Raw genomic sequence first — 21,784 nt, forward strand, 5'->3', positions numbered from 1 at the left:
ATGACGTTCAATCAAATGAAAAACATGATAAGATTTAATACTTTGATCATAGCGTCAATGATGACACTATCGATCATGGGGTGTGAGGAGTTCCTAGAACAAACAAACCCCAATCAATTGACTGTTTCTGCATTTTGGCAGACAATTGAGGATGTAGAACAAGGAACAGCTACTATCTATAATGCATTTAGGCAGGAGCAAATTATGCTTGTTGACGGCGAATCTGCACGAGCTGATTTAAGCTATCCAGGCTTTGGAAGACCTGCTCCAAGCATTGCTTCAAGCGTAGATTTTCACAATCAAGTATTTAACAATGCTAGCTCCAAAATTGCTGATAAATGGAGGTGGATTTACGAAGGGCTTTTCAGAGCGAATCAAGTGATTGATGCTGTGAATAGACTCAACGAAGAAGATGCTTTCTCTACTCCTAACCAAGTCAGAGCAGATATTGCACTTGGAGAAGCGAGATTTTTCAGAGGCTTATTCCATTTCTATGCATACAATTCTTTCAATGAAGGAAATGTAGTATTGGTAGACTCTTATGCTGAAAGCACGGAAGATCTAAATAGAGCTATTGTTAGTAAGGACTCCGTTAAAGCTTTTGTAATTGAAGACCTCAAGGCTGCAATTCAACTTCTACCGCTCGCTGCAGATTTAACTGACGAAGAACAAGGTAGAGTTACGGCTGGTGCTGCAGAAGCTTTACTAGGAAAGGTGTATTTATATGACGCAGAATATGAAGAAGCTGCTGAGTATTTTAAAAACGTAATTGACGATTATAATTACACCCTTACAGACACGCCTGAAGAAAATTTCTTGGAAGCTACGGAATTTAATTCAGAGTCAATTCTAGAAATTAACTATTTCGAGACTCGTCCTGAATTGACTGGTGGAAGTGAACAAAACACTACCAATAACTATAACCGGATGATGGCTGCTGGAGGCAATGGAGGGTTTAGAGTGATTTATCCTCACAATTGGCTCATTCATACCTTCATGACAGATATGGTTGATTCATCAGATCCTAGAAATACCATTCAAGATTATGCTGGTACTGATGTCGTTCGAAAGTATAGTATGAGAGCTTCTGCGACTATCGCTATTCCTGATGATTTTTCTAATACCTATTATGGCGGGCGACCTGCTATGGCAGGAGAACAGTTTAAAGAAGAAAGCTATTACAGAGTACTTTCAAATTCTGCAACAGTTGAAGATGAAAGAGATGTCGCACAATTCGTATCAAAATCAAATGTCAACTTCAGGGTCATACGATTAGCAGATGTATTTCTCATGTATGCTGAGTGTCTAATTCAAGCTGGTACTTCTGACACTGAATTATCTGAAGCAATCAGGTATGTAAACCTAGTTAGAAAAAGAGCTGGAGTACAATTGATCTCTCCTGGTCTCGGAGGTGGTGAACAATTGATTCAAAATGATGCTGGATCTGATTCAATTTTCACTGCTTCTTCTCTGATGCAACATTTAATGTGGGTAGAAAGACCTTTAGAGCTTAGTATAGAAGGGCATGCGATAAGACAGAGAGATTTAGCGAGGTGGGACAGACTACCTCAATTCGAAATTCTACCTGAAAGATTTGAGGCATTGAGACCAGATGAAGACTTAGGAAAAGAGATATACAACAAAATAGACTTTGTATATACAGACTGGTCTGACGGCAAGGATAAGAACAACAATAAGCTTCTGGAAAAAGGTCTTAGCTATGCTAATACGGGTACTCGTACTAGATATATAGATGATTTCAAACTTGCTGTTACCAATTACAGAGAAGAGTTACATAGAACACTTCCTATTCCTGCATCAGAAACCTCCAGTAATACAGCCGTTAAATAAATAGTCCTATGAAAAAGATAAGATTAATACTATCGATATGTGCATTATTCGCACTAGGAGCTTGTGAAGAAACTTCTCTGGAACCTGAAAACTTTCAAGATGTTGGTTGGATGACATCTCACAATGCTTCTGAGAGCTTTCAAATAGATCAAGTAGGTGGTACTGCTGGGTTTATGAACGTCTCACAAAACCCAATAGAAATGAGATGGGAAGTAGACAGTGGCGTATTCTTTTTGGAAGGATCGATCAGCAACGCTGAAATATCTGAAGTAAAAAATGATCGCACCATTCTCGAAAAGTACATAGTGGAACGTGAGGATACAACATCGAATGCAACTACAATTAATGTATTCTTTTCACGGGCAAATCCTGAAATCCAAGAGATAGCAGGGGTTGAGAGAAGAATCTCTAAAGTAAGATTGTTCAATTCTTTCAAAGATTCTGTTGTATTTCGAGGACGTACTGATGTAGGTACAGTTTGGTCGGACAGTCTCAATGCATGGTTTATTGAACGTGAATGGCTAATTGATGTCTATGATTCTGTAGCCGCACAGTTTGAGTTATATAAAGATGGGACGCTTGTCTATGACAACTATCTAGAAAATGAATATGACTCTCTAATTACTCAAGAGATATTCGAAGGGGAATCACTTCTATTTAAGGATAGAACTGTCTATGACCGCCCTGACAATGCCATAGTTAGAGTCTATGATTGGTCAGATGATTTAGACCAACTAGGTACTGCATTAGAAAACGTTCAGAAAAAAGCATATCACCCAGATCCAGCTAAAGATCAAAATGGTGAAATACCTGTAGACTTCAATAAAGAAGGAACGTACCTATTGCAATATGTAGTAAAGAGAAATGCTGACAATGAAACTGATGTCAACCATGAAAAACAGCGTAGAGCCGCTCAAGATTCGCTTTACGTCCCTGTAAAAGTAGTTGTAAAACCATCTATAGCTCCTTTCTCTATAAATAAGGCCACTGAAGAATCTGAGTACGACGGAACTGTTAGTACTATCACACTGTCTACCGTCGTAGCCATGTCTGAAATAGCGGGTGATGTCACAGGCAACTTCACCCTTAGTATAACTGGAGGAGCATCTTTCAACCCTACTGCTGTATCACTCGCAAATGATGATGACGGACTACCTACTCTGTTGAATTTGACATTCAATTATGATTTTGATTTTGCAACTGAGGTGGTGAAAATATCATATGATGGAAGTGGAAACATTGTTAGTTCAAACTCAGCAAGAACTATGGAAGCTTGGAGTGACCTCAAAGTGTCATTGTACGATCCAAATGTACTTGCTCAGGCAGGTTGGGATTGGGAGTTTAAATCAGACGGAGCTGGATGGCCTAACCCTTCAGGGGCATTCTTTACTTTTACAAATAACTTGACTGGTGATCCTGTAGCCTCTGTTTCCAGTGGAAGTCTTAATATTTCTCTTCCAGCAACTGGAGCTTCTAACTCTCAAACTAGATTTAAATCTAACATTTCAGAATTTCCATATACCCTTGACAAGACTAAGTCTTACAGAATTACATACGACTATAGGTATACAGGGAATGATGGTGACCTGAGTTTAGTAAGATTGAGATGGCTGAATAGCTCTAATGCATCTCAAAACGCAAATAGCAATAAGATGAATAATGCTAGCCCTGCATCTAGCTCAGATTTCCAAAGTTGGAGTATTGATTTCCCTGCCGACGGGTTTAGCGAAGTAGCAGGTGACGTAGTTGGATTAGAAATTCAAATGAACGGGGTTAAAAACACATCCGCTTTCACCCTTGAAATTGACAATATCAGAGTATTCGAAATACCAACTGCCCCCTAAATATCTTGAGGGTTTCCACCTCGAGAATGATCAGAATTAATTTCGGAGTAGCTCCGTTTTAGTTTTATATTCACAATTGTTAAAGGCCGTCTTTAGTATTTAAAGGCGGTCTTTTGCTATTTAAGCTAAACATTTCCCAAAACAAACCTGCGCACTTCACTAAGTCCTCAAGGAAATCCTAAACGTAGTCCCTTTATTCACCTCTGAGTACTTCACCCAAATCTTGCCTTTGTGATAGTTTTCAATTATTCGCTTAACAAGCGTAAGACCTAGCCCCCATCCTCTTTTTTTGGTAGTGAAACCTGGTTGAAAAATCTTACTCGCCTGTGATTTACTTAGCCCCTTTCCATTATCCGCTACATCTATGATTGCATGGCCTTCTCTAGCTTGCTTGATCGTAATATCAATTTTACCAGCCCCACTCATAGCATCAACAGCGTTTTTACAAAGATTCTCTATAACCCACTCAAACAATGCTTTGTTGAGATTAGCAGGGATGTCTCTGTTTGGAATAGACTTAACATTGATTTCTACCTTTTTGGAAATTCGTTTTCTCAAGTAATCTGTAGCCTCATCTATCACCTCTGGAAGATTTGCCTGTTCCATAATCGGTTCAGAACCGATATTAGAGAATCGCTCAGTAATCATCTGTAGACGATCTACATCCTTTTTGAGATCATCTACGATCTCCTTGTTCTTCAACCCACTGTCCCCACGTAAATATTCTATCCATGCCAACAAAGACGAAAGTGGTGTACCTAGCTGATGAGCGGTCTCCTTAGCCAACCCTACCCAAACACGGTTTTGCTCAGCAATCTTAGAATAGTTAAACACCATCACGGATATGAAAGCGAATATACCGATGACTGCAAGCTGAACGATTGGATAAATCTTTAACTGCGTCAATAAGAACGAATTCCGATAATAAATAAACTGATAGCCTGAAATATCATTTCCTGATTTGAGTGTTATTAAAAGAGGCTCATGCTCCTCTTCCATTTTTTCCAATTCTAGGAGTAGTAGTCTGTCCTTTTGCTTTTGAGTCTTGGCTCTGTCAGCAGACGGTATATTTCTATAATGCAGTGGTTTACCCAATTCGTCCGTGATAATCACAGGGATAGAATTATTAGCCACTATAATATCATCGAATATAAAATTCAGCTGACCATTATCTGGTTGATTAGCGATATACTCTAGTGTCTTAGCATATAGCGCTATTGACTTTTTTTCTCTTTCCCTAATAGTTTGAACCAGCTCCTCAGTAAAATAAATAGATACTATACTGATCGTAACAGATACAGCTAGTAAGACCCATTTTTGTCTTGTTCTAGATCGATAGATTTCGGCAGATGATTTATCCGATTTGGACTGAACGTTGGAAACTTCAAGCATCATGCTAATTTACTCATGAGTGATTGATCGAAATATTAATTCAGTAAAATAAGAGATTCTATTCGTTAATACGGTTTCAAATCACGTATCCCTGTGTAGATTATCTTAAATGCCTAAATTGCATTAAACCAGCTCCAAATTAGTCCCTAATATTAATTATCACTTTTTGAAAACTTGGACATTTACATTATTCCTGTTCAGTGTATTTAGCTCTCTAGCTCAAGATGGATCCCTTATTCGCGTAAATGGCCACGTAACTGACTCTGCACTTTCTCAACCAATCACTGCTAATATTATCTATGAAAAACTCCCATATTTTGATGACATAGGCACTGTCAATTCTAACCCAGCGAATGGATTTTATGAAGTCATGATGATTGATGGTCAGAAGTATAGTATAAGTGTCAAGGCGGAAGGGTATGAGAGTATCTCAGAAGAAATAGAAATCAAGGATACTGGAATCGGTGTTTTCGAAAAGAACTTTAAACTGAAGGCCTCGTCTAAGCTTGATGTATATGTTTTAAAAGACTTAATATTTGAAAGAGGTAAATCAGAGATATCTGAGGTATCTCATAGTGAACTAAATGAGTTAGCACGCTGGTTAGCAGAACATCCAAATCGCGTGATTCAATTGGAAGGCCACACAGATTTTCAAGGAAATTCGAGCGCCAATCTGATTCTCTCAGAAGACCGAATTCTAGCTACTAAAAAGTATTTAGTTGAAAAAGGAGTGAAAAAATCGAAAATCAAAACAAAAGCATTTGGTGGTGCTCAGCCACTTACAAGAGATCGTACTCCAGAAGCAAGAGCGCTTAATAGACGTGTAGAGGTAAGAGTGCTCAAAGAATAGTGATATGAATAATGAAAAATCTACCGAACGTAAAAATGTAAAAAACCTCCAAGCTCTTTGGTTTTTTTTCATACTGGGATTCGTTTCCTCTACATCAGCACAAGAATCCGTACAATGGGCATCTGAAGTCATGCATGTTAGTTCTGAACAGACAGCTCTACAATACGCTGCCACTCAAGCTCTACACGCTCCTAATATATATCCTAGAGGCGGTGCAAGTCCAAATGCTTGGCGTCCTGCTAGTGACAAAAAAGAGGAACATATAGTAGTCAAATTCGACAAACCCATCCATGCACAACAAATCGCTATTGCAGAAACCGAAAACCCCGGTGCGGTATCAAAAGTCTTTGCCTATGACTCTTTGGATAATGAGCATTTACTTTTTGAACTGAATGCCCGACCTATACCTTTGGATAGTAGATTACTAAATCTATTTTTTGAAAGGACTTCATATAAAATCGCTTACGTCAGAATCGATCTAGCTTGTGGAGTGGTACCGGGATATAATGGAATTGATGCTATTGGAATTTCAGATTCTAATATTCCAATCAGTGTTTTGATCAAACTAGCTCCAAATGTCAACGAGAACTTGGTGACCGAAAAGCTTTCAAACAGTGTCAATAGTACTTACAATGAACAAAGCCCTGTCCTATCCCCTGATGGTAAAACACTATTCTTCAGTCGCCGTGGCCATCCTGACAACATAGGTGGTGTAGACGATGTTGAAGACATCTGGTATTCTAAACTTGATCCTAAAACTGGCGAATGGCTACCTGCTAAAAACATAGGAAAACCATTGAATACTTGGGGACCAAACTACATCTGCTCTGCGACTGAAGTCAATGGAGAGCTCACTTTGCTACTTGGTAATCAATATGGTAAAAGAGGGCAAATGCTAGAAGGGATTTCTATAACCAAATTAAAACCCAATGGAAAATGGGAATATCCTGTACCAGTGAAGATAGACAATGCTTATAACTACTCTGACCAGGCTGATTTTTATATGAGCCAAGATGCCTCTGTTATCATCTTGTCTCAGGAACGAGATGACTCAAATGGAGACAGGGACTTATATGTTTCATTCGAAAACAAAAAGACTAATATATGGAGTGAACCACTGAGTTTAGGCAGCGTCATTAATTCAGTGGATACTGATTATGCTCCTTTTCTCGATGGGGACAATAAGACACTTTATTTCTCCTCCAAAGGGTTTAGAAGCTATGGAGGAGCTGATATATATGTATCCAAAAGGCTAGATGACACTTGGACTAATTGGTCAGAACCAGAAAATATGGGTAAGGGAATTAATGGAAAAGGAGATGATACTTATTTCAATATTCCTTCCTCAGGCGACCATGCCTATTTTACTAAAGGTGTGTCAAATGAAAATACTGATGTCTATCGGTTCAGAATAGACGAATTATTCTTAGAACCAAAAGATAGCACAGATCTAGACGAACTCGACCAATTCGCACTAGTAACTGACGGGGATACCGAAGAAGACAACTCTTACTTCATGACTGTAAATGGAAAAATACTGGATCAAAATAATGCTGCTGTCATAGGAATAGTAGTGGTAGAGAGGCTTCCCGACGGTGCGCTAATCGGAGAAACAGCTACCGACGAATTTGGAGAATTTAAGTTCTTAGTAAGGTCAGGAGCCAGATATGCTTTCACAGCAAAAAAAGATGGCTATGTGGCAAAAGGTGAGCATGTAGATCTTAATAACTTAGAAGAATCTTCTACTATGACTCTTGATCTACACCTTCAAAAAATTCAAGAAGGAGCAGAAGTGGTCTTGAATAATATTTTCTTTGATTTCGATGAAGCCAATCTAAAAACTTCATCATATGCTGAACTAGAAAGAATACTTGGTTTGTTAACTACTCAGCAAATAGAGAATATTAAAATATCTGGTCATACCGACTCTGTGGGTGACGATGATTACAATAGACGATTGTCCGACCGACGTGCTAATGCTGTGAGGCAATATTTCATCGATCAAGGTATTGACCAAAACCGACTAGTAGCCATCGGATATGGCGAAACAAGACCAAAATATCCTAATTCATCTAAAACTAACCGAAGTATAAATAGAAGAGTAGAGTTCAAAATTTTAGAGAAATAAACACATGACCTTAGTTCAACTCGAGTACATTATTGCACTGGATAATTATAGACACTTTGCCATCGCTGCAGAAAAGTGTTTTGTGACACAGCCCACCCTGAGTATGCAAATCCAAAAACTCGAAGATATCCTTGGAGTACAAATTTTCGATAGGTCCAAGCACCCTATTGAACCTACTCCTATCGGAGAAAAGATTTTAGAACAAGCGAGAACAATCATTGCTGAATCCAAAAAAGTCAATGAAATCATAGAACTGGAGAAAAACGAGATCAAAGGAAATATCCACATTGGTGTAATCCCGACTCTCGCTCCATATATCGTACCTTTATTTGTTTCGTCTTTTGTAGAAAAGTACCCAGATATCAACCTTCAAATATCTGAATTGATGACAGATGGATTGATCGATCAATTGGAAAAAGATCAGTTAGATATTGGTATAATGGTGACCCCACTTAACGACAATAGCCTCAAGGAAATTCCTTTGTTCTATGAAGAGTTCTTTGCTTACACATCTCATCACCATTCGCTATATAACTTACAGGATATTGATGCTGGTTCGCTAGGTACGGACGGTCTATGGATACTTAATGAAGGGCACTGCTTCCGAAAACAAACCCTAAACATCTGTAAGGCTAAAAAATCTGAGCGCTTCAATAACCGAGTACTCTATGAAAGTGGTTCATTAGAGGCATTAAAAAGAATTGTTGACAAGCGCGGCGGATATACGTTGCTTCCAGAGCTATTTACTTTGGACCTAGCGAAAGATGAGAAAGTCAAACTTCGTTCGTTCAAAGACCCTAAACCAACACGCGAAGTTGGTATTGTCTTCAAAAAGAGTTTTGCCAAGCATAAGCTTATTCAAGCTTTGAAGGAAGAAATTTTATCTACGCTTCCTCCAATCATGACTAGCAGAAAAAATACCAATGTAGTGAAGTTTTAAGGTTGGTTGGTCACATGTAATCCTTGGTTGATCAATTGTAACGGCTGGTTAATCACATGTAATCCTTGGTTGATCAGTTGTAACGTCTGGTTGGTCACATGTAACCCTTGGTTGATCAGTTGTAACGTCTGGTTGGTCACATGTAATCCTTGGTTGATCAATTGTAACGTCTGGTTGATCGCATGTAATCCTTGGTTGATCAATTGTAACGGCTGGTTGATCGCATGTAATCCTTGGTTGATCAATTGTAACGGCTGGTTAATCACATGTAATCCTTGGTTGATCAATTGTAACGGCTGGTTGGTCACATGTAATCCTTGGTTGATGAGAGGTCTATTCAGTATAAGATAACAGAACGTTGGTTCATGGATGAAGTAGCTCTCGGGAAACTCCCGAAAGGTGTTTCATAGATAAAACGGCTTTCCGTAGACTTGCAGAAAGCCGTTTCACGTATGAACCGACGTTCTGAAAGGTTACATAATGCAGGTTCATGGATAAACCACCGTCCCGCAAGTCTGCGGAAGCTCGAATCACGCATGTAGTGGATTCCGAGCGTCCTGAGGGGCTTTTTATGGATCGAATGTAATGAATTTCATTTCTTTACCGTACACCGTGCTTGATGTAAAGTCCGAGTTGCAAACTCGAACTAGCCATTACTTATTTTCAACTAGCGCCAGCGGGGAGGGCTATAGCTTATCCCATAGCTGAGAGTCTCTAGCTATTCCTAATACCGCATGAACATATACAACCTTTCCTTCTACGATAAAATGTAACGCATCTTGAAAAAGATCTAAGAATGCCATCCTCATTGACTTATATCTAATTTGATAGTGAAGTGGGTTTGCCTGAACTTTTGCAATCTTTTGATCTAAATCGCCAATAAAACGCAATCCTAGTCCTTCTTGCTTTTCGTCATACCAACGCATGGTATCTGCAATATCAAGCTCAGCCTCTGGCTTGATAATCAACTCGTAATCCATACTTACTTTCCTAAAAGGGAAGCTTTTACTTCTTCCCAACCTCTACCTGCAGATGGATTCTTCTCGTGCGTCTCTAAACGCTGATCTAAAATACGCTTGTGGGCTTCTGGTAGCTCATATGCTTCTTTCTCGGTCTCTGCCTTGATCATACCAAAAACCAGATTGATAAAGCGCTCATCTGCCTGTGTATGTAGATATTTTTCGATTTGCTCTATTCGCTGTGGTATTCCCATTTCTAAGTGTTTATACAAAAATAACGTTTTCATTTTTGTTTCTGTTTTATCTCAACGGAGAAGTAGCTAAACTGCTCAGCACTAATCATTCGATTATCGGTAAGTACGAACGTGATGAAGTAAAGCCAACTGTAGATGTAGTTAAAAAAACTAGCTGATACGCTGAATACTACAGTTGGATATCTTCTTAAGCGAAACTTAGGGTTTAAACACCCTTAAAGATCAGGATAATCCACCGTTTCGTAAGTCTGTTGAGGATCTAATCACCCATGTAGTAGATTCCGAGCATCCTGAGGGGCTTTTTTATGGATTGTACCTCTTTTTTGATTGAGGCATCACACACCGTACACCATGCTTGACGTAAAGTCCGAGTTGCAAACTCGAACTAGCTGATACTTTTTTTACTCGTACCAGCTGGGGGCTATACTTGTCTTAAACAACGAAATTGAACCAGTATTAGGGAAAGCAAAAAAACAATTATTCAAAAGATATAAAGTTTCCATTAAACATAGATATGAGCATACTTATTATACCTGTAACAGAAAGTCCATATGCCAACATTTTCATAACTCTGTTAAATCTAGAGTACTTATATATAGTTTCAGAATAGCATGTGTTACTCATCAACTTTTGTCTGAACTTAGGAATAGAATAATTATCATATATCCTATTTACTTTAAATTCCTTTTCCAAAGTAAATTCTTTTAGATTCTCTTCATTCAAGAACTTATGCATGTATAGGATCTCCTGAATGAATAAATTCTTCTTCCTATTTATTAAAGAAACCGTTATAGTTATTCCAAAAACGGAATAAAAAAAGATTACCCCTGATAAATTCAATTTTTCTAATAATCTATTTTAACCCCCGAAAAGTATTCGACTTGTACCTTATTTAATTGGTCCTGCACCCATTGCCCCTCCAACATCTTCCTCAGAGAACTCTCCTTGATAGCCTGTCGCTGTAATGTCATTAAATACTCAATCAATATTTTCTACATTTTGAAAAATGTTGTTAGCATAGTAAAAGGTTGATAAAACTGCTTATCCTTATTACTTACTCGTCTTCTTCCTTTTGTACAAAAACAAATTCCACTTCTCCTCAGCTACGCCATGCTTGTCCATTTCGGCACGTGCTAGTGTGAAGAAAAGATCCGAAAGACGGTTGATGTAGGAAGAGACATATTCTTCTACGCAATCTGGATCTTCATCAGCCAAACTAATTAAAGTACGTTCTCCTCGTCTCATCTGAGTTCGACATACATGACAAAGAGCCGAAACCTCATTTCCTCCTGGAAGTAAAAAATAATCTGAAGGACTACTTAACCCATCTTCCAGTTCATCTATCCATTGTTCACAAAACTCCGCACCATCTACAGGCTTTGGGTTCTTATTCTCCTTGGTAGAAGATGATGGGCGAGCCAAATGAGACATCATATCCATCAAGTCCTTTTGAATTCGATGTAGATTACTTTGCCAATCGTGATCATTTCCTAACTTGAAACGCAATAGACCTATTGTACTATTCACTTCATCTAGTGTTCCTAGACATTCCATTCTTGGTCCATTCTTCGGTTCGCGTTTTCCACCAAAAACGCCCGTTGTTCCTTTGTCTCCTTTTCGAGTATATATTTTCATAATTCTTTATGCTCTTAGCTTATTGATTAAGTTTCTAAATGTATCCTTCTCTCCTAAATAAAAGTGAATATAAGAAGCGATGAAATTGTTCCTTCTATACACCGCAGTGTTCACCTCCTTTTCTCTTGCGTTTTTTATTACAGATTCCATTTTAGAGGTTTCGTTGGGTAGGATAGTTGAATAGTGAAATTCGTGTCCTTTGAGTTGAAGATCTTGAATATCTATATGACGATAGCCCAAATGTAGTTTGGACTCAGCCATAGAGGTTTCGAAATCAAAGACATTAGTCATTTCAAAAACATCTCCTTTTTCATTGGTTATGCTTTTCCCCAAGTACATCAACCCTCCACATTCGGCTAAGCCTAAACCTCCAATGTTGCAATAGTTTCTAATACTAGCCAACATTGACTGATTTTTTGAAAGCTCCTGAAGATGACATTCTGGATAGCCTCCTGGAAAATAAACGAAGTCTGACTCTGGTAATTCCTCATCCCTCAATGGACTAAAAAAGGTAACCTCTCCTATTTCTTTTAGTTTTTCAATATGCTGAGGGTAGATAAAATTGAAAGCTGCATCTTGGGCGATCGATATTTTGAGGCTTTCAGATGATGATTGTGTAATTCCCACTTCCCATTGGGAAATTTGTGTTAACTGTAAGAGTGAATTGTAATCAATGGTGGTTTCCATTTCATCTGCCAATGCCGAAATAGACCTATCGAATTGATTGATATTGTCAATATTGAGACCCAGATGGCGTGAGGGGATTTCCAAGTCTTCCAGCCTTTTCACATATCCAAAAGAGCGTACGCCTACGTCTTCACAAGCATCTTTCAAAAAGGAATAGTGATGTTCAGACCCTACTCTATTGAAAATAACACCGAGCAAGTTCAATCGATCATCAAACTCTTTAAAACCTTTGATAAGTGGTGCTACTGAATAAGCGACGGATTTTGCATCTATGACAAGTATGACTGGAATATCGAGTTTTATCGCTAGATCCGCAGCACTTCCCTTAGCCTTTCTAGCTCCGTCAAAAAGCCCCATCACTCCTTCAATACAACTCACCTGATTGTCTTGACTATGATAATAAAACTGCTCCTTGATATGTTCGTCACTCATCATGAACATATCAAGATTGAGTCCCGTTTTGCCACAGGCTTGATAATGGAATTTGGGATCAATAAAATCTGGGCCTACTTTGAACGGCTGCACAGAAATACCCTTTTCCTTAAAAAGTCGAAGTAAACCTAATGTAACAGTGGTTTTACCAGCATTGCTACTGGGAGCGGCTATGATAAATTGACTTTTTATTTGTTCGTTTAATTTCTCCATTAGGTTTGAGCAGTTACTGTTTGTTCTTAGACGAGGTGTTTTTTTATGAAGCTGACCCTGTCTGATACAGGCGAATTAGGTAAATGGACAATGTCAAACCCTTTCTCTTTGTAGGTGGTTAATAGGACTTTTTCGAGTTCAAGACAGTAGGCATATTCTTGCTGTCTCTGGTCGTCTTTATGGAAAATCTCTTCCCATGTAGGAGCAAAAAAGACTTTATCACTGAACTGGTCTTGGTACGGATACTGTGCCAAATAAGAGGGTATTGGTTTTCCTTCTAAATCAAAGTAGGCTATCAAATCCAAAATAAATCGATCTGTGAAAACGGCTTTATGATTTAATACTAGCTCCTGTATAAAAGTGTCAAAAACCAACTGTGCGAACCGTCCAAGGTTTTGCCACGGCATCCCATCACCTCCACTCTCTTGCTCTTTGATGATCACTTTTCTTGAAACCTCATGCATACATGGAAATTCCTTTTCCAACTCACTGGTTAAAGTCGACTTTCCCGTCCCTGGAGCACCAGTAATGATATGTTTTTTAATGTATTTCAAGATTGTAACATATAAAATACAATACCAAAGAGTACACAACTCAAAATAGTACTGAACCAATTGACATATTCCGCAGTCTTTAAATCTGCATCTACCAACAATCGCGGATTGTTTCCGATGTATGGTTTTTCTATGACTTTTCCATGATAAACATTTGGTCCTCCGAACTGACAATTCAATATATAAGCAAGCGCAGCCTCAGGATAACCCGCATTGGGACTAGCATGTTTCTTTCCTTCTCTGATAACAAAAGGAAGTCCATTGGTTTTTCGAGCTACAATTAGCATAAGAAAGCTTGTCAACCTTGAAGGAAGATAATTGGCTATATCATCAAGCTTTGCGGCAAACTTCCCAAAGTCTACGTATCGCTCGGATTTGTACCCGATCATTGAATCCAATGTATTAATCATCTTATAAGCCACCGCTCCTGGTATACCTAAAACGAAGTAATAAAAAAGTGGCGCAATCACTCCATCACTTAAATTCTCCGACATAGTCTCCAAAGTGGCTGTTCGGATTTGTTGTTCGTTTAGGTTAGAAGTATCTCTACCCACTATCCATGATAGTCTTTTTCTACCGGCTTCCACACCCTCTCCTTTAAGCGTTTTAAATACTGCTCTTCCTTCATTGATCAATGTTCGATTGGCTAAACAATAGAATAATAACACTATCGATACAATATCCGAGATCCAATAATTGATCCCTCTGAGTTGTGCCAATAAATAATATGGAATGATAAAAGAGGAAATCACCAGAGCCAGCGTTAGTACCATCCCTTTAATGAACCTCTTTTCACCCTTATTCAGCACTTTCTCTCCTGAGGAGATACTATTCCCAAATAAAACAATAAGATGAGGAAGCCATCGTGGATCTCCAAGTATCGCATCGAAAACAAAGGCGATGAACAGAATATAAACTTGATTCATCTCCAATTTATCAGGGCTTTGATAAGTGCTTGATTAGACGCTGGACTTTGAGTAGCTAGTCGTATATACTCTCCTTCTAGCCTATTGAAATTAGTAGCATCTCTGATCAGTATTTGATGCTCAAGAGCTAAGTACTTCTTCAGTTCATTGGCTTTTCCTTCTAGAAGTTCTACAAGGAAATAGCTAGTTTGGCTAGGCTTTACATCCAGCCATTTTATATCAGCAACTTGACTTGAAAACAACTTAGTTTCTTCCATTAATACAGCCGCATCAAATTGCCACTTGTCATAGTTATCGAATATTTCTAATCCAGATTGAATAGCCATAGCATTGACACTCCAAGGTATTTTCTTAGTGAGAAGGAGTTGGATAACTGAAGATTGAGCGGCAATGTACCCTAACCTAATTCCTGGAATAGTGAAAGTTTTAGTCAATGATCGAACGACTATTAAGTTGTTCAATTCATTAATTGAAGATAGTATAGACTTGGTTTGGGTAGTAAATTCAATATACGCCTCATCTATCACAAAGATCGTTTTAGGATGATTTTCAATAAGTGATTTTAGATCTTGTTTCAGTATCAGACTACCGTCGGGATTGTTGGGGTTACAAATGAAAACTAGCTCAAAATCTGACGGAGAAAAATCATTTCTTGAGACCAACTCATAGTTAAGCTCATGAATCTTACAGGCATCTTCGTACTCAGCAAATGTCGGTGCTGCGATAGCAACCTTCTTATCCGAAAACACATGAGCGATCAAATAAAACGCCTCGGTGGCTCCATTGGTAAAAAGGAATTGATCATCAGATAACTTGAACCTCTTAGCCGCCGCTCTAGCTAATTCGCCTGCATCAGGAGAGGGGTAATTCTCAATAATATTTGAATGAGCGACTAGTGATTTGATTAAGTCTGGTGGACAACCTTCATAGAAGACGTTTGAACTGAAATTATGCTCAATTTCAACCTCAAACAAATGCTTATCATCTCCATGACCATTAATCATCCTTTCGACTATTTTCGATGATACTTCCCATGTCCAAATGCTCGTCAATCCAGTCAGCTAACTTTTCATATTGTACTTCCTTAAATTCAAGATAATTCAAGGCATTCGCTTCTTTAAACTTCAACCGAAGTAACTCATTCACTACAATTTGATTATCTAAAATACCATGTAAGTATGTACCCCAACTTTGTTTTCCATCAAAATACCCTTCTGGCTTCCCACCTACTATATTTAAGTGTTTTCCATTAGGTACAGTAGTTTCTCCCATGTGAATTTCATAGCCGACACACTCTTGGTCATCGCTTTTGAAGGTGAAACTTTGCTGAACTGTGGTCTTATCTTTAGTCAGCACAGTTTTTATATCGAATATACCTAACCCATCTACAATACCCTTGTCAGATTCCACTTGGTAAGGATCTGCGATCGATTTCCCCATCATCTGGTAGCCTCCACAGATTCCAATGATTGGGACTTTGTCATACATCTCATGAATAACTTCTGCTATACCCTCTCGTCGCAATTCCAGCAGATCTTCGATAGTATTCTTTGTTCCAGGAAGAATGATTACATCTGCCCTTCTGACTTCCTCATGATCTCTTGTAAAATACGCATTGATCAATGGCTCTTGCTCCAAGGATTGAAAGTCTGTATAATTAGACATATAATGAAGATGAATAATAGCTACATTAAGCTTATCCTTCATTGAAACCATCGCTCTTCCATTAAGTGCTACTGAATCCTCCTCCTCCAGTACAATATCACTGGCATACGGCATGACACCCAAAACAGGAACTCCCGTCAAGTTCTCTAACATCTCTCGCCCTTCTTCGAAAAGAGAAATATCTCCTCGGAACTTATTGATAATAATCCCTTTGATCAGCTTTCTTTCCCACTCTTCCAAAAGCTCAATCGTACCATAAACACTCCCAAATATGCCTCCTCTATCTATATCTGCGATTAGATAGACACAAGCATTGGCAGCTCGAGCCATTCTCATATTGACAATATCCCTTTTCTTTAAATTAAGCTCACTGATACTACCAGCCCCCTCCATTACCACAGGTTGATAGCTATCCTCTAGTATATGAAATGCCCTTTTGGCTTCTTCGAAAAGTTGAAGTTTGTTATTTGAGAAATATTCCTTGGCAGTTTGATCACCAATTGGCTTACCATACACTACTACTTGTGACCGATTCTGAGAGGAAGGCTTTAGTAAAATAGGATTCATTTCTACCATTGGGGCTATCTTACTAGCCTCAGCTTGTACCGCTTGAGCCCTACCCAGTTCCAATCCATCAGGCGTGGAGAAACTATTGAGAGACATATTCTGAGCTTTGAAAGGAGCAGGAGAGTAGTCATGATTTTTCAACCAACGACATATTCCTGCTGTCATCCAGCTTTTGCCTACGTCAGATCCCGTACCTACCAGCATGATTGGTCTTAGATTTTTCATCACTTCACTTTCATAGGTAATCCCGAAACCATAAAAATCGCTTGATCCGCATTTTTAGCTACATGTTGGTTAGCCCATCCCTGTAAGTCCACAAACTTTCTGGTTCCTTCTTCTATTGGGTGAAGCCCCATACCTATTTCATTAGATATAAAAATAAAGGTTGCCTTTTGCGTAACGAGCTGATCAAAATCTTCTTTGAAGGACTTTAAGCATGCATCAATGTCGTACGCTGAGTCTACCCAATAGTTGGTAAGCCACAGTGTAATACAGTCTATCACAACTACCTTCTGACTGAGATCTAAATCATGGAGGTTTGTCTCTTTTTCCAAAGACTGCCAATCTTCTCCACGTTCATCTTTATGCCGTTGAATTCGCTCTTCAAAATCATCATCCCATTTGCGAGCCGTAGCTAAATAAACCGGCTTTTCACTTAGTGACTTAGCCAGCTCCATCGCATAGCTACTTTTGCCAGATCGCGCTCCTCCAGATATGTAATAGATCATGATACAAACTTAATTAGAAGACTTTTCCAATAACAAAACATCCATAGTGATAGGATATGATTCATTGAAAAAGCCTTCTATTAGTATCTAGAAATTAAACCTCAACCCGATGTTATAGTTTCTTGATATGCTAGTGTAACCATACCATGCCGTATACTCCGCATCGAAAATATTATTAACCCCGGCTGAAATTGTCAGTCCGTTGTAATTGTAAGATACAAATGCGTCAAACAGATCATACGATTCTAGCAATACAGACGATCTTTCTGGAGTCTCTCCTACATGCAAGTGAGTAAGCTTCACTAATAATTTTTCAACTGGAATAGTAGATAAACTAAACCCAAATTTATTCTCAGGAACCCTACGGAGTATCACCTCATCGGTAAGCGATCTAGTGTAAGTATAGTGTCCAGACATTTTTATTCTAGGACTAAATGAATAGGCAGCACTTAACTCAGCTCCTCCAACTTCTGTAAAATCTTCAAGGTTATCATACCCTCCACCGGTCCAATTACCCTCGGCATCAAACGTGGAAACATAATCAATAAGGTTTTCATCTTTTCTGTAAAAGTATACTGCCCCAAACTGAAACTGTCCAATAGTCAATACCTCAAAACCACCCTCTATTGATTCTGACTCTTGCGCATCCAATTGATTGTTTCCCCAAGACTCATGAAACAATTGAGACAATGTAGGTGCAATAAATGCTGTGGAATAAGAGCCTAAAACTTTTAGTTTACTTGATCTTAAGTCAATCAAATAACTTGGGTTTATATTCCAAACAAAGTTAGAGCCATATTCACTATGATTATTTAACCTTCCTCCCAACTGAACGTTCAGATTAGCTTTGTCGAATACAAGTGAGGCATATGGATCGAGAATATTAAAATTGAAATCTTCAACATCTTCTTGCTCGAACGTCGGGCTTTGGTAATTGACACCTCCTATCAATTTCAAGTCACTTGTTAATTTCTGATCCAGAATGACATCTGCCTGGAAATTTGTACCATTAAAATTACTTGGATCTCTTCCATCGCTTCTAGAAACGCGTTCGTTTTTTTGGTAAGTAATATTTGCTTTTGCCTTACCATTATCCCATTTATACGTCGGTAAGAATGCGAATTTTAGCATTTGATTTTCTGCCGTACTGTTGCCGTCAGTAAATGCTCCTCCATCAAAATCATAGTCAATATCATCAAGGCTAGCAAGTAGTCCCAATGAGAATTGATCTGTAACCTCAAACCCAAACTTTCCAAGAAAGTTGATACTCTCTATCCCATCATCATCGAAATTTTGAGAACCTAAAGTATCCAAAGCAGCTGAAAACCCATCTGATGACTTATAGCCTCCACTGATCAAATAGTTGAATTTATTCTCAGTGCCTGATATACTAGCATTTGAAGAAAAAGTATTAAAGCTTCCATATTCTACATTCGCAGATCCTGCCAGTCTTTCTTTAGCAGCCTTTTTGAGGGTAATATTGATAACACCAGCTGCAGCTCCAGTTCCATATAGTGAACTAAGCCCTCCTTTCAATACTTCAATAGACTCTATCTGATCCAAGTCTAACAATCGAAGATCAAATTCTTGAGCAATGGAAGCTGGGTCATTAAATGGAACCCCATCTATCAATATGAGAGTTTGGCTATTAGATGATGCACCTCTTAGTTTATAAGAAATATTATTTCCTGGAGCACCCAAATTACCCACGATATGAACTCCGGGTATTTCGTTGAGAAGATCGGAAATATCCTTCCCTCTATTAGCTTCGATTTGTTCTCTGTCCAACTTGAAAATAGTCTTACCTGATTTTTCAACTGGTGTCTCTATTTTAGAGCCAGTTACGACGATATCCCCCAACTGGATAACCTTCAAATAATCCTGTGCTTGTGTATTCCAAGCCATGAAAAGGCATACCATACCTAAATGAATTTTTTTGATAATGTTCATTATTGTTTTTTAAACATGCATAAATGTGCTTCATGGGCATATCCAGCGGTAACCTCCGTACCGAGAATGATTTATCAACTTTCACCCGAAGCCTCTAATTCAATTAAACATTCGGCAGGTCTCCTGGCTTGTTCAACTTGAACTTCCTTCCCATCCCGAAGGACAGTGGAAAATTGATAGGGTTCAAGCATAATAAATCACCTTTAGGCAAGCCTTCAAGGCATTGATTTTCGCAATGGCTAAATAGCAAGTGAATTTTTCACAAATAGCTATCGCTCTGCGATTGAACTTACAGTTGCGGGGTCAGCCCTTGTTTCTCACAAGGTTCCCTTTTAATTTTTTCCTTTTGATAAAGGTCAAAAACCGAATTGGGCGCAAATGTAGGTTTCCTTAGTTTCACATACATTATTCGATATGAAATATTTATAGCCCTTGTCAATCAAATAAACACTAGATTCGCGAAGAATTGGTGGACTTCTCTTCCATCTCGAGGAGAAGCCTTAATATGGGAATCCGGTGATCTTTCGAGAAATTCCGGAGCTGTACCCGCAACTGTAAATTCAGGAAAATGTTCTGAATACTCTGGTCACTATCTAGAATATTGAAGATGGGAAGGCCTCAGAACTGAATTAAGCCAGGATACCTGCCAATCAAAGACGAAAAGATGCTTTCGGGATTAAAAGCGGATTAGATATGGAAATTGAATTAGTACTTATTGGCATACAAGTATCCTTCTTGAGCCTTTGTGGAGGTATTTCATTAGAAAAATCCACGAAGCAGCGCAAGAATTTATGGTTGATTATGACCTGTTTACCAATTTCTGTTTCCGTTCAACACTTTTTACCTCAAGACCTTAACCTTCCTTATCAACTACTGTTGTTGGCCTTATTGGTAATAAGCTACTTTCAAGACGTCTTGGACCTTAAGAATGGAGAATGGAAATCAATAGTCATTCAAGCATTGATCCTAATGATTTGTGGACATATTTTATCCTCTTCATTACCTAACCTAGCCATATCTCTGAGTCTTTCCATTATTCTAGGAGTAATAATCATAGTCTCAATCCAATGGAGCTCTTGGCTCAAAAGCACAGCAGAGTACTTCTCACATGTAGGCTGGATCATCACTCTATTCTTTGTGTTTGAACCTACGGTGATTAGTATACAACAAAACCTAAAACCTATCGCCACCATACCTTTTGATTCCATCTTTAATCAAGAAAGTCTATTGCTATTTTCTGGCCTGCTTGTCTTGATCATAGGTGGTTATGTTTGGAATGAAAAAACAAATCTCTGATTGGAATGAATATTTTAGAATCTTTATTGCTCGCGATTGCCAATTTGCTTTACTACCCCGTTCTCATCGGAGTATTGTTTGTACTCGCTCAGCAGTGTTTAGCGATTGGAAAGTTTTTAAATGAATTGAAGCGTAGACGTAGTAAACAATTCAAGCAAATTGATTCATTCAAAGCGGAATTCGAGGAATATATGAAGACCCCAGCATCTTCCATCAAAGAGCTAGAATTTGATTTGATTGGTTTGCTTCGCAATTGGCGTCACTCCTATTTAAGCTCCTTAAGTCCAAATCGACTAGTGGTAAAAGCTGGACCTGCATTAGGTCTGATGGGGACTTTAATTCCGATGGGAACTGCACTATCATCACTTTCTCAAGGAGACTTAATGATCATGTCTGCCAATATGGTAACTGCTTTCACAACTACTGTAGTGGGCATGGCATCAGGATTATCTGCATTTCTACTTAACCACAAACAATCAGAATGGATGAAAAAAGACCTCCTTGAATGCGAAACTCTTTGCGAACAGCATCTAATACAAAAGGAAAAGTCAATCAACGAATAAGATGAGTTTACTAAACAAAAGGCGATCCTATTTTTCAGAAGAATCAGAGACTGAAGAAGATCCAGTAAGCAGTATGGCTAATCTATTCGACGTAAGTGTAGTATTCATTGTAGCCTTGTTTTTTGCACTATTTATGGCATACAAAACACTTGATTTGTTTAACCCTGATTCTGAATTAGTCATCACTAAGACCACTTCGAATGGTGAAATACAAATCATCACCAAAAAAGGAAAAGAAGTAAAAATCGAAAAAGTAACCGAAACTTCAGAGTCAGGAAAAGGTGTAAAACTAGGGACAGCCTATGAACTAGAAGACGGTCGAATAATTTACATCCCTGAAAAGTAAATCT

The 21,784-nt window shown here is 38.5% G+C and carries 21 protein-coding genes and 2 riboswitches; of the genes, 8 read left to right on the plus strand and 13 right to left on the minus strand.

The window, feature by feature from the left end; genetic code table 11:
• Positions 1-24 precede the first annotated feature (24 nt).
• Together DKG80_RS17845 and DKG80_RS17850 are read left to right on the plus strand one after the other, a co-directional pair.
• Entirely contained in the window at positions 25-1,851 is a 1,827-nt protein-coding gene (locus tag DKG80_RS17845; protein WP_162555966.1) for a RagB/SusD family nutrient uptake outer membrane protein, read from the plus strand.
• Between the two features lie 8 nt (positions 1,852-1,859).
• Entirely contained in the window at positions 1,860-3,695 is a 1,836-nt protein-coding gene (locus DKG80_RS17850; protein WP_109832741.1) for a hypothetical protein, read from the plus strand.
• 159 nt (positions 3,696-3,854) lie between these two features.
• On the opposite strand, the gene DKG80_RS17855 is transcribed toward DKG80_RS17850, so the two are convergent.
• Positions 3,855-5,090: a sensor histidine kinase gene (locus DKG80_RS17855; RefSeq protein WP_245907036.1), complete on the minus strand. Its 1,236-nt coding sequence runs from the start codon at positions 5,088-5,090 to the stop codon at positions 3,855-3,857.
• A 163-nt stretch (positions 5,091-5,253) separates the two neighbouring features.
• Here DKG80_RS17855 and DKG80_RS17860 point away from each other — a divergent pair, with 163 nt between their 5' ends.
• Genes DKG80_RS17860 through DKG80_RS17870 form a run of 3 tightly spaced genes read left to right on the plus strand, consistent with a single transcriptional unit; the run spans position 5,254 to position 9,005 of the window.
• Positions 5,254-5,937, plus strand: coding sequence for an OmpA family protein (locus DKG80_RS17860; RefSeq protein WP_109832742.1), 684 nt, complete (start codon positions 5,254-5,256; stop codon positions 5,935-5,937).
• Between the two features lie 4 nt (positions 5,938-5,941).
• Entirely contained in the window at positions 5,942-8,065 is a 2,124-nt protein-coding gene (locus tag DKG80_RS17865; protein ID WP_109832743.1) for an OmpA family protein, read from the plus strand.
• 4 nt (positions 8,066-8,069) lie between these two features.
• Positions 8,070-9,005: a hydrogen peroxide-inducible genes activator gene (locus tag DKG80_RS17870; RefSeq protein WP_109832744.1), complete on the plus strand. Its 936-nt coding sequence runs from the start codon at positions 8,070-8,072 to the stop codon at positions 9,003-9,005.
• Here the strand turns inward: DKG80_RS17870 and DKG80_RS17875 are convergent.
• The 12 genes from DKG80_RS17875 to DKG80_RS17930 form a co-directional block, all read right to left on the minus strand.
• Positions 9,002-9,292 (minus strand): hypothetical protein, encoded by a 291-nt coding sequence (locus DKG80_RS17875; protein WP_109832745.1) that lies wholly within the window; start codon positions 9,290-9,292, stop codon positions 9,002-9,004. The two genes, DKG80_RS17870 and DKG80_RS17875, sit on opposite strands and share 4 nt — an antisense overlap.
• A 399-nt stretch (positions 9,293-9,691) precedes the next feature.
• The gene (locus tag DKG80_RS17880) at positions 9,692-9,985 is read right to left on the minus strand and encodes a hypothetical protein (RefSeq protein WP_109832746.1); all 294 of its coding nucleotides are present in this window, start codon (positions 9,983-9,985) and stop codon (positions 9,692-9,694) included.
• A gap of 2 nt (positions 9,986-9,987) precedes the next feature.
• Positions 9,988-10,251, minus strand: coding sequence for an addiction module protein (locus tag DKG80_RS17885; RefSeq protein WP_109832747.1), 264 nt, complete (start codon positions 10,249-10,251; stop codon positions 9,988-9,990).
• 444 nt (positions 10,252-10,695) lie between these two features.
• Positions 10,696-10,953 carry a hypothetical protein gene (locus DKG80_RS17890; RefSeq protein ID WP_109832748.1) on the minus strand — a complete coding sequence of 86 codons (258 nt, stop codon included), beginning with the start codon at positions 10,951-10,953 and terminating at the stop codon, positions 10,696-10,698.
• Positions 10,954-11,268: 315 nt separating this feature from the next.
• Complete coding sequence (locus DKG80_RS17895; RefSeq protein ID WP_109832749.1) at positions 11,269-11,853, minus strand: cob(I)yrinic acid a,c-diamide adenosyltransferase; 585 nt, start codon at positions 11,851-11,853, stop codon at positions 11,269-11,271.
• A gap of 6 nt (positions 11,854-11,859) precedes the next feature.
• The gene (locus tag DKG80_RS17900) at positions 11,860-13,185 is read right to left on the minus strand and encodes a cobyrinate a,c-diamide synthase (protein WP_109832750.1); all 1,326 of its coding nucleotides are present in this window, start codon (positions 13,183-13,185) and stop codon (positions 11,860-11,862) included.
• 26 nt (positions 13,186-13,211) lie between these two features.
• The gene (locus tag DKG80_RS17905; RefSeq protein ID WP_162555968.1) at positions 13,212-13,739 is read right to left on the minus strand and encodes an AAA family ATPase; all 528 of its coding nucleotides are present in this window, start codon (positions 13,737-13,739) and stop codon (positions 13,212-13,214) included.
• Positions 13,736-14,665, minus strand: coding sequence for an adenosylcobinamide-phosphate synthase CbiB (gene cbiB / locus DKG80_RS17910; RefSeq protein ID WP_109832752.1), 930 nt, complete (start codon positions 14,663-14,665; stop codon positions 13,736-13,738). Before cbiB ends, DKG80_RS17905 begins: the two co-directional genes overlap by 4 nt.
• On the minus strand, positions 14,662-15,669 hold the full coding sequence (locus DKG80_RS17915; protein WP_109832753.1) for a pyridoxal phosphate-dependent aminotransferase: 1,008 nt from the start codon (positions 15,667-15,669) through the stop codon (positions 14,662-14,664). The genes cbiB and DKG80_RS17915 overlap by 4 nt, the downstream gene beginning before the upstream one ends.
• Positions 15,662-17,122 (minus strand): cobyric acid synthase, encoded by a 1,461-nt coding sequence (locus DKG80_RS17920; RefSeq protein ID WP_221409157.1) that lies wholly within the window; start codon positions 17,120-17,122, stop codon positions 15,662-15,664. Before DKG80_RS17920 ends, DKG80_RS17915 begins: the two co-directional genes overlap by 8 nt.
• A complete protein-coding gene (locus DKG80_RS17925) occupies positions 17,122-17,625 on the minus strand; it encodes a bifunctional adenosylcobinamide kinase/adenosylcobinamide-phosphate guanylyltransferase (protein ID WP_109832755.1) in 504 nt (167 codons plus the stop codon). Before DKG80_RS17925 ends, DKG80_RS17920 begins: the two co-directional genes overlap by 1 nt.
• A gap of 87 nt (positions 17,626-17,712) precedes the next feature.
• On the minus strand, positions 17,713-19,575 hold the full coding sequence (locus DKG80_RS17930) for a TonB-dependent receptor plug domain-containing protein (protein WP_109832756.1): 1,863 nt from the start codon (positions 19,573-19,575) through the stop codon (positions 17,713-17,715).
• Positions 19,576-19,671: 96 nt separating this feature from the next.
• A riboswitch (cobalamin riboswitch) is annotated at positions 19,672-19,958 on the minus strand.
• A 67-nt stretch (positions 19,959-20,025) separates the two neighbouring features.
• A riboswitch (cobalamin riboswitch) is annotated at positions 20,026-20,240 on the plus strand.
• Between the two features lie 28 nt (positions 20,241-20,268).
• On the opposite strand from DKG80_RS17930, the gene DKG80_RS21210 reads away from it, so the two are divergent.
• The 3 genes from DKG80_RS21210 to DKG80_RS17940 are packed head-to-tail and all read left to right on the plus strand — an operon-like array spanning position 20,269 to position 21,780.
• Positions 20,269-20,871 carry a hypothetical protein gene (locus tag DKG80_RS21210; RefSeq protein WP_162555969.1) on the plus strand — a complete coding sequence of 201 codons (603 nt, stop codon included), beginning with the start codon at positions 20,269-20,271 and terminating at the stop codon, positions 20,869-20,871.
• A 5-nt stretch (positions 20,872-20,876) separates the two neighbouring features.
• Positions 20,877-21,434 carry a MotA/TolQ/ExbB proton channel family protein gene (locus tag DKG80_RS17935; protein ID WP_109832757.1) on the plus strand — a complete coding sequence of 186 codons (558 nt, stop codon included), beginning with the start codon at positions 20,877-20,879 and terminating at the stop codon, positions 21,432-21,434.
• Position 21,435: 1 nt separating this feature from the next.
• Positions 21,436-21,780, plus strand: a complete 345-nt coding sequence (locus tag DKG80_RS17940; RefSeq protein WP_109832758.1) for a DUF2149 domain-containing protein — start codon at positions 21,436-21,438, stop codon at positions 21,778-21,780.
• The last annotated feature ends 4 nt before the right edge of the window (positions 21,781-21,784 follow it).

It is taken from the genome of Reichenbachiella versicolor (assembly GCF_003171675.1).
Taxonomy (GTDB): Bacteria; Bacteroidota; Bacteroidia; order Cytophagales; family Cyclobacteriaceae; genus Reichenbachiella; species Reichenbachiella versicolor.

Bases quoted from the DNA above. Each gene is read 5' to 3' on its own strand.
- DKG80_RS17900 (WP_109832750.1), bottom strand. From the start codon at position 13,185: ATGGAGAAATTAAACGAACAAATAAAAAGTCAATTTATCATAGCCGCT.
- DKG80_RS17895 (WP_109832749.1), bottom strand. From the start codon at position 11,853: ATGAAAATATATACTCGAAAAGGAGACAAAGGAACAACGGGCGTTTTT.
- DKG80_RS17865 (WP_109832743.1), top strand. From the start codon at position 5,942: ATGAATAATGAAAAATCTACCGAACGTAAAAATGTAAAAAACCTCCAA.
- DKG80_RS17925 (WP_109832755.1), bottom strand. From the start codon at position 17,625: ATGATCTATTACATATCTGGAGGAGCGCGATCTGGCAAAAGTAGCTAT.
- DKG80_RS21210 (WP_162555969.1), top strand. From the start codon at position 20,269: ATGGAAATTGAATTAGTACTTATTGGCATACAAGTATCCTTCTTGAGC.
- DKG80_RS17920 (WP_221409157.1), bottom strand. From the start codon at position 17,122: ATGAAAAATCTAAGACCAATCATGCTGGTAGGTACGGGATCTGACGTA.
- cbiB (WP_109832752.1), bottom strand. From the start codon at position 14,665: ATGAATCAAGTTTATATTCTGTTCATCGCCTTTGTTTTCGATGCGATA.
- DKG80_RS17890 (WP_109832748.1), bottom strand. From the start codon at position 10,953: ATGCATAAGTTCTTGAATGAAGAGAATCTAAAAGAATTTACTTTGGAA.
- DKG80_RS17915 (WP_109832753.1), bottom strand. From the start codon at position 15,669: ATGATTAATGGTCATGGAGATGATAAGCATTTGTTTGAGGTTGAAATT.
- DKG80_RS17845 (WP_162555966.1), top strand. From the start codon at position 25: ATGATAAGATTTAATACTTTGATCATAGCGTCAATGATGACACTATCG.
- DKG80_RS17870 (WP_109832744.1), top strand. From the start codon at position 8,070: ATGACCTTAGTTCAACTCGAGTACATTATTGCACTGGATAATTATAGA.
- DKG80_RS17850 (WP_109832741.1), top strand. From the start codon at position 1,860: ATGAAAAAGATAAGATTAATACTATCGATATGTGCATTATTCGCACTA.
- DKG80_RS17930 (WP_109832756.1), bottom strand. From the start codon at position 19,575: ATGAACATTATCAAAAAAATTCATTTAGGTATGGTATGCCTTTTCATG.
- DKG80_RS17880 (WP_109832746.1), bottom strand. From the start codon at position 9,985: ATGGATTACGAGTTGATTATCAAGCCAGAGGCTGAGCTTGATATTGCA.
- DKG80_RS17940 (WP_109832758.1), top strand. From the start codon at position 21,436: ATGAGTTTACTAAACAAAAGGCGATCCTATTTTTCAGAAGAATCAGAG.
- DKG80_RS17885 (WP_109832747.1), bottom strand. From the start codon at position 10,251: ATGAAAACGTTATTTTTGTATAAACACTTAGAAATGGGAATACCACAG.
- DKG80_RS17935 (WP_109832757.1), top strand. From the start codon at position 20,877: ATGAATATTTTAGAATCTTTATTGCTCGCGATTGCCAATTTGCTTTAC.
- DKG80_RS17855 (WP_245907036.1), bottom strand. From the start codon at position 5,090: ATGATGCTTGAAGTTTCCAACGTTCAGTCCAAATCGGATAAATCATCT.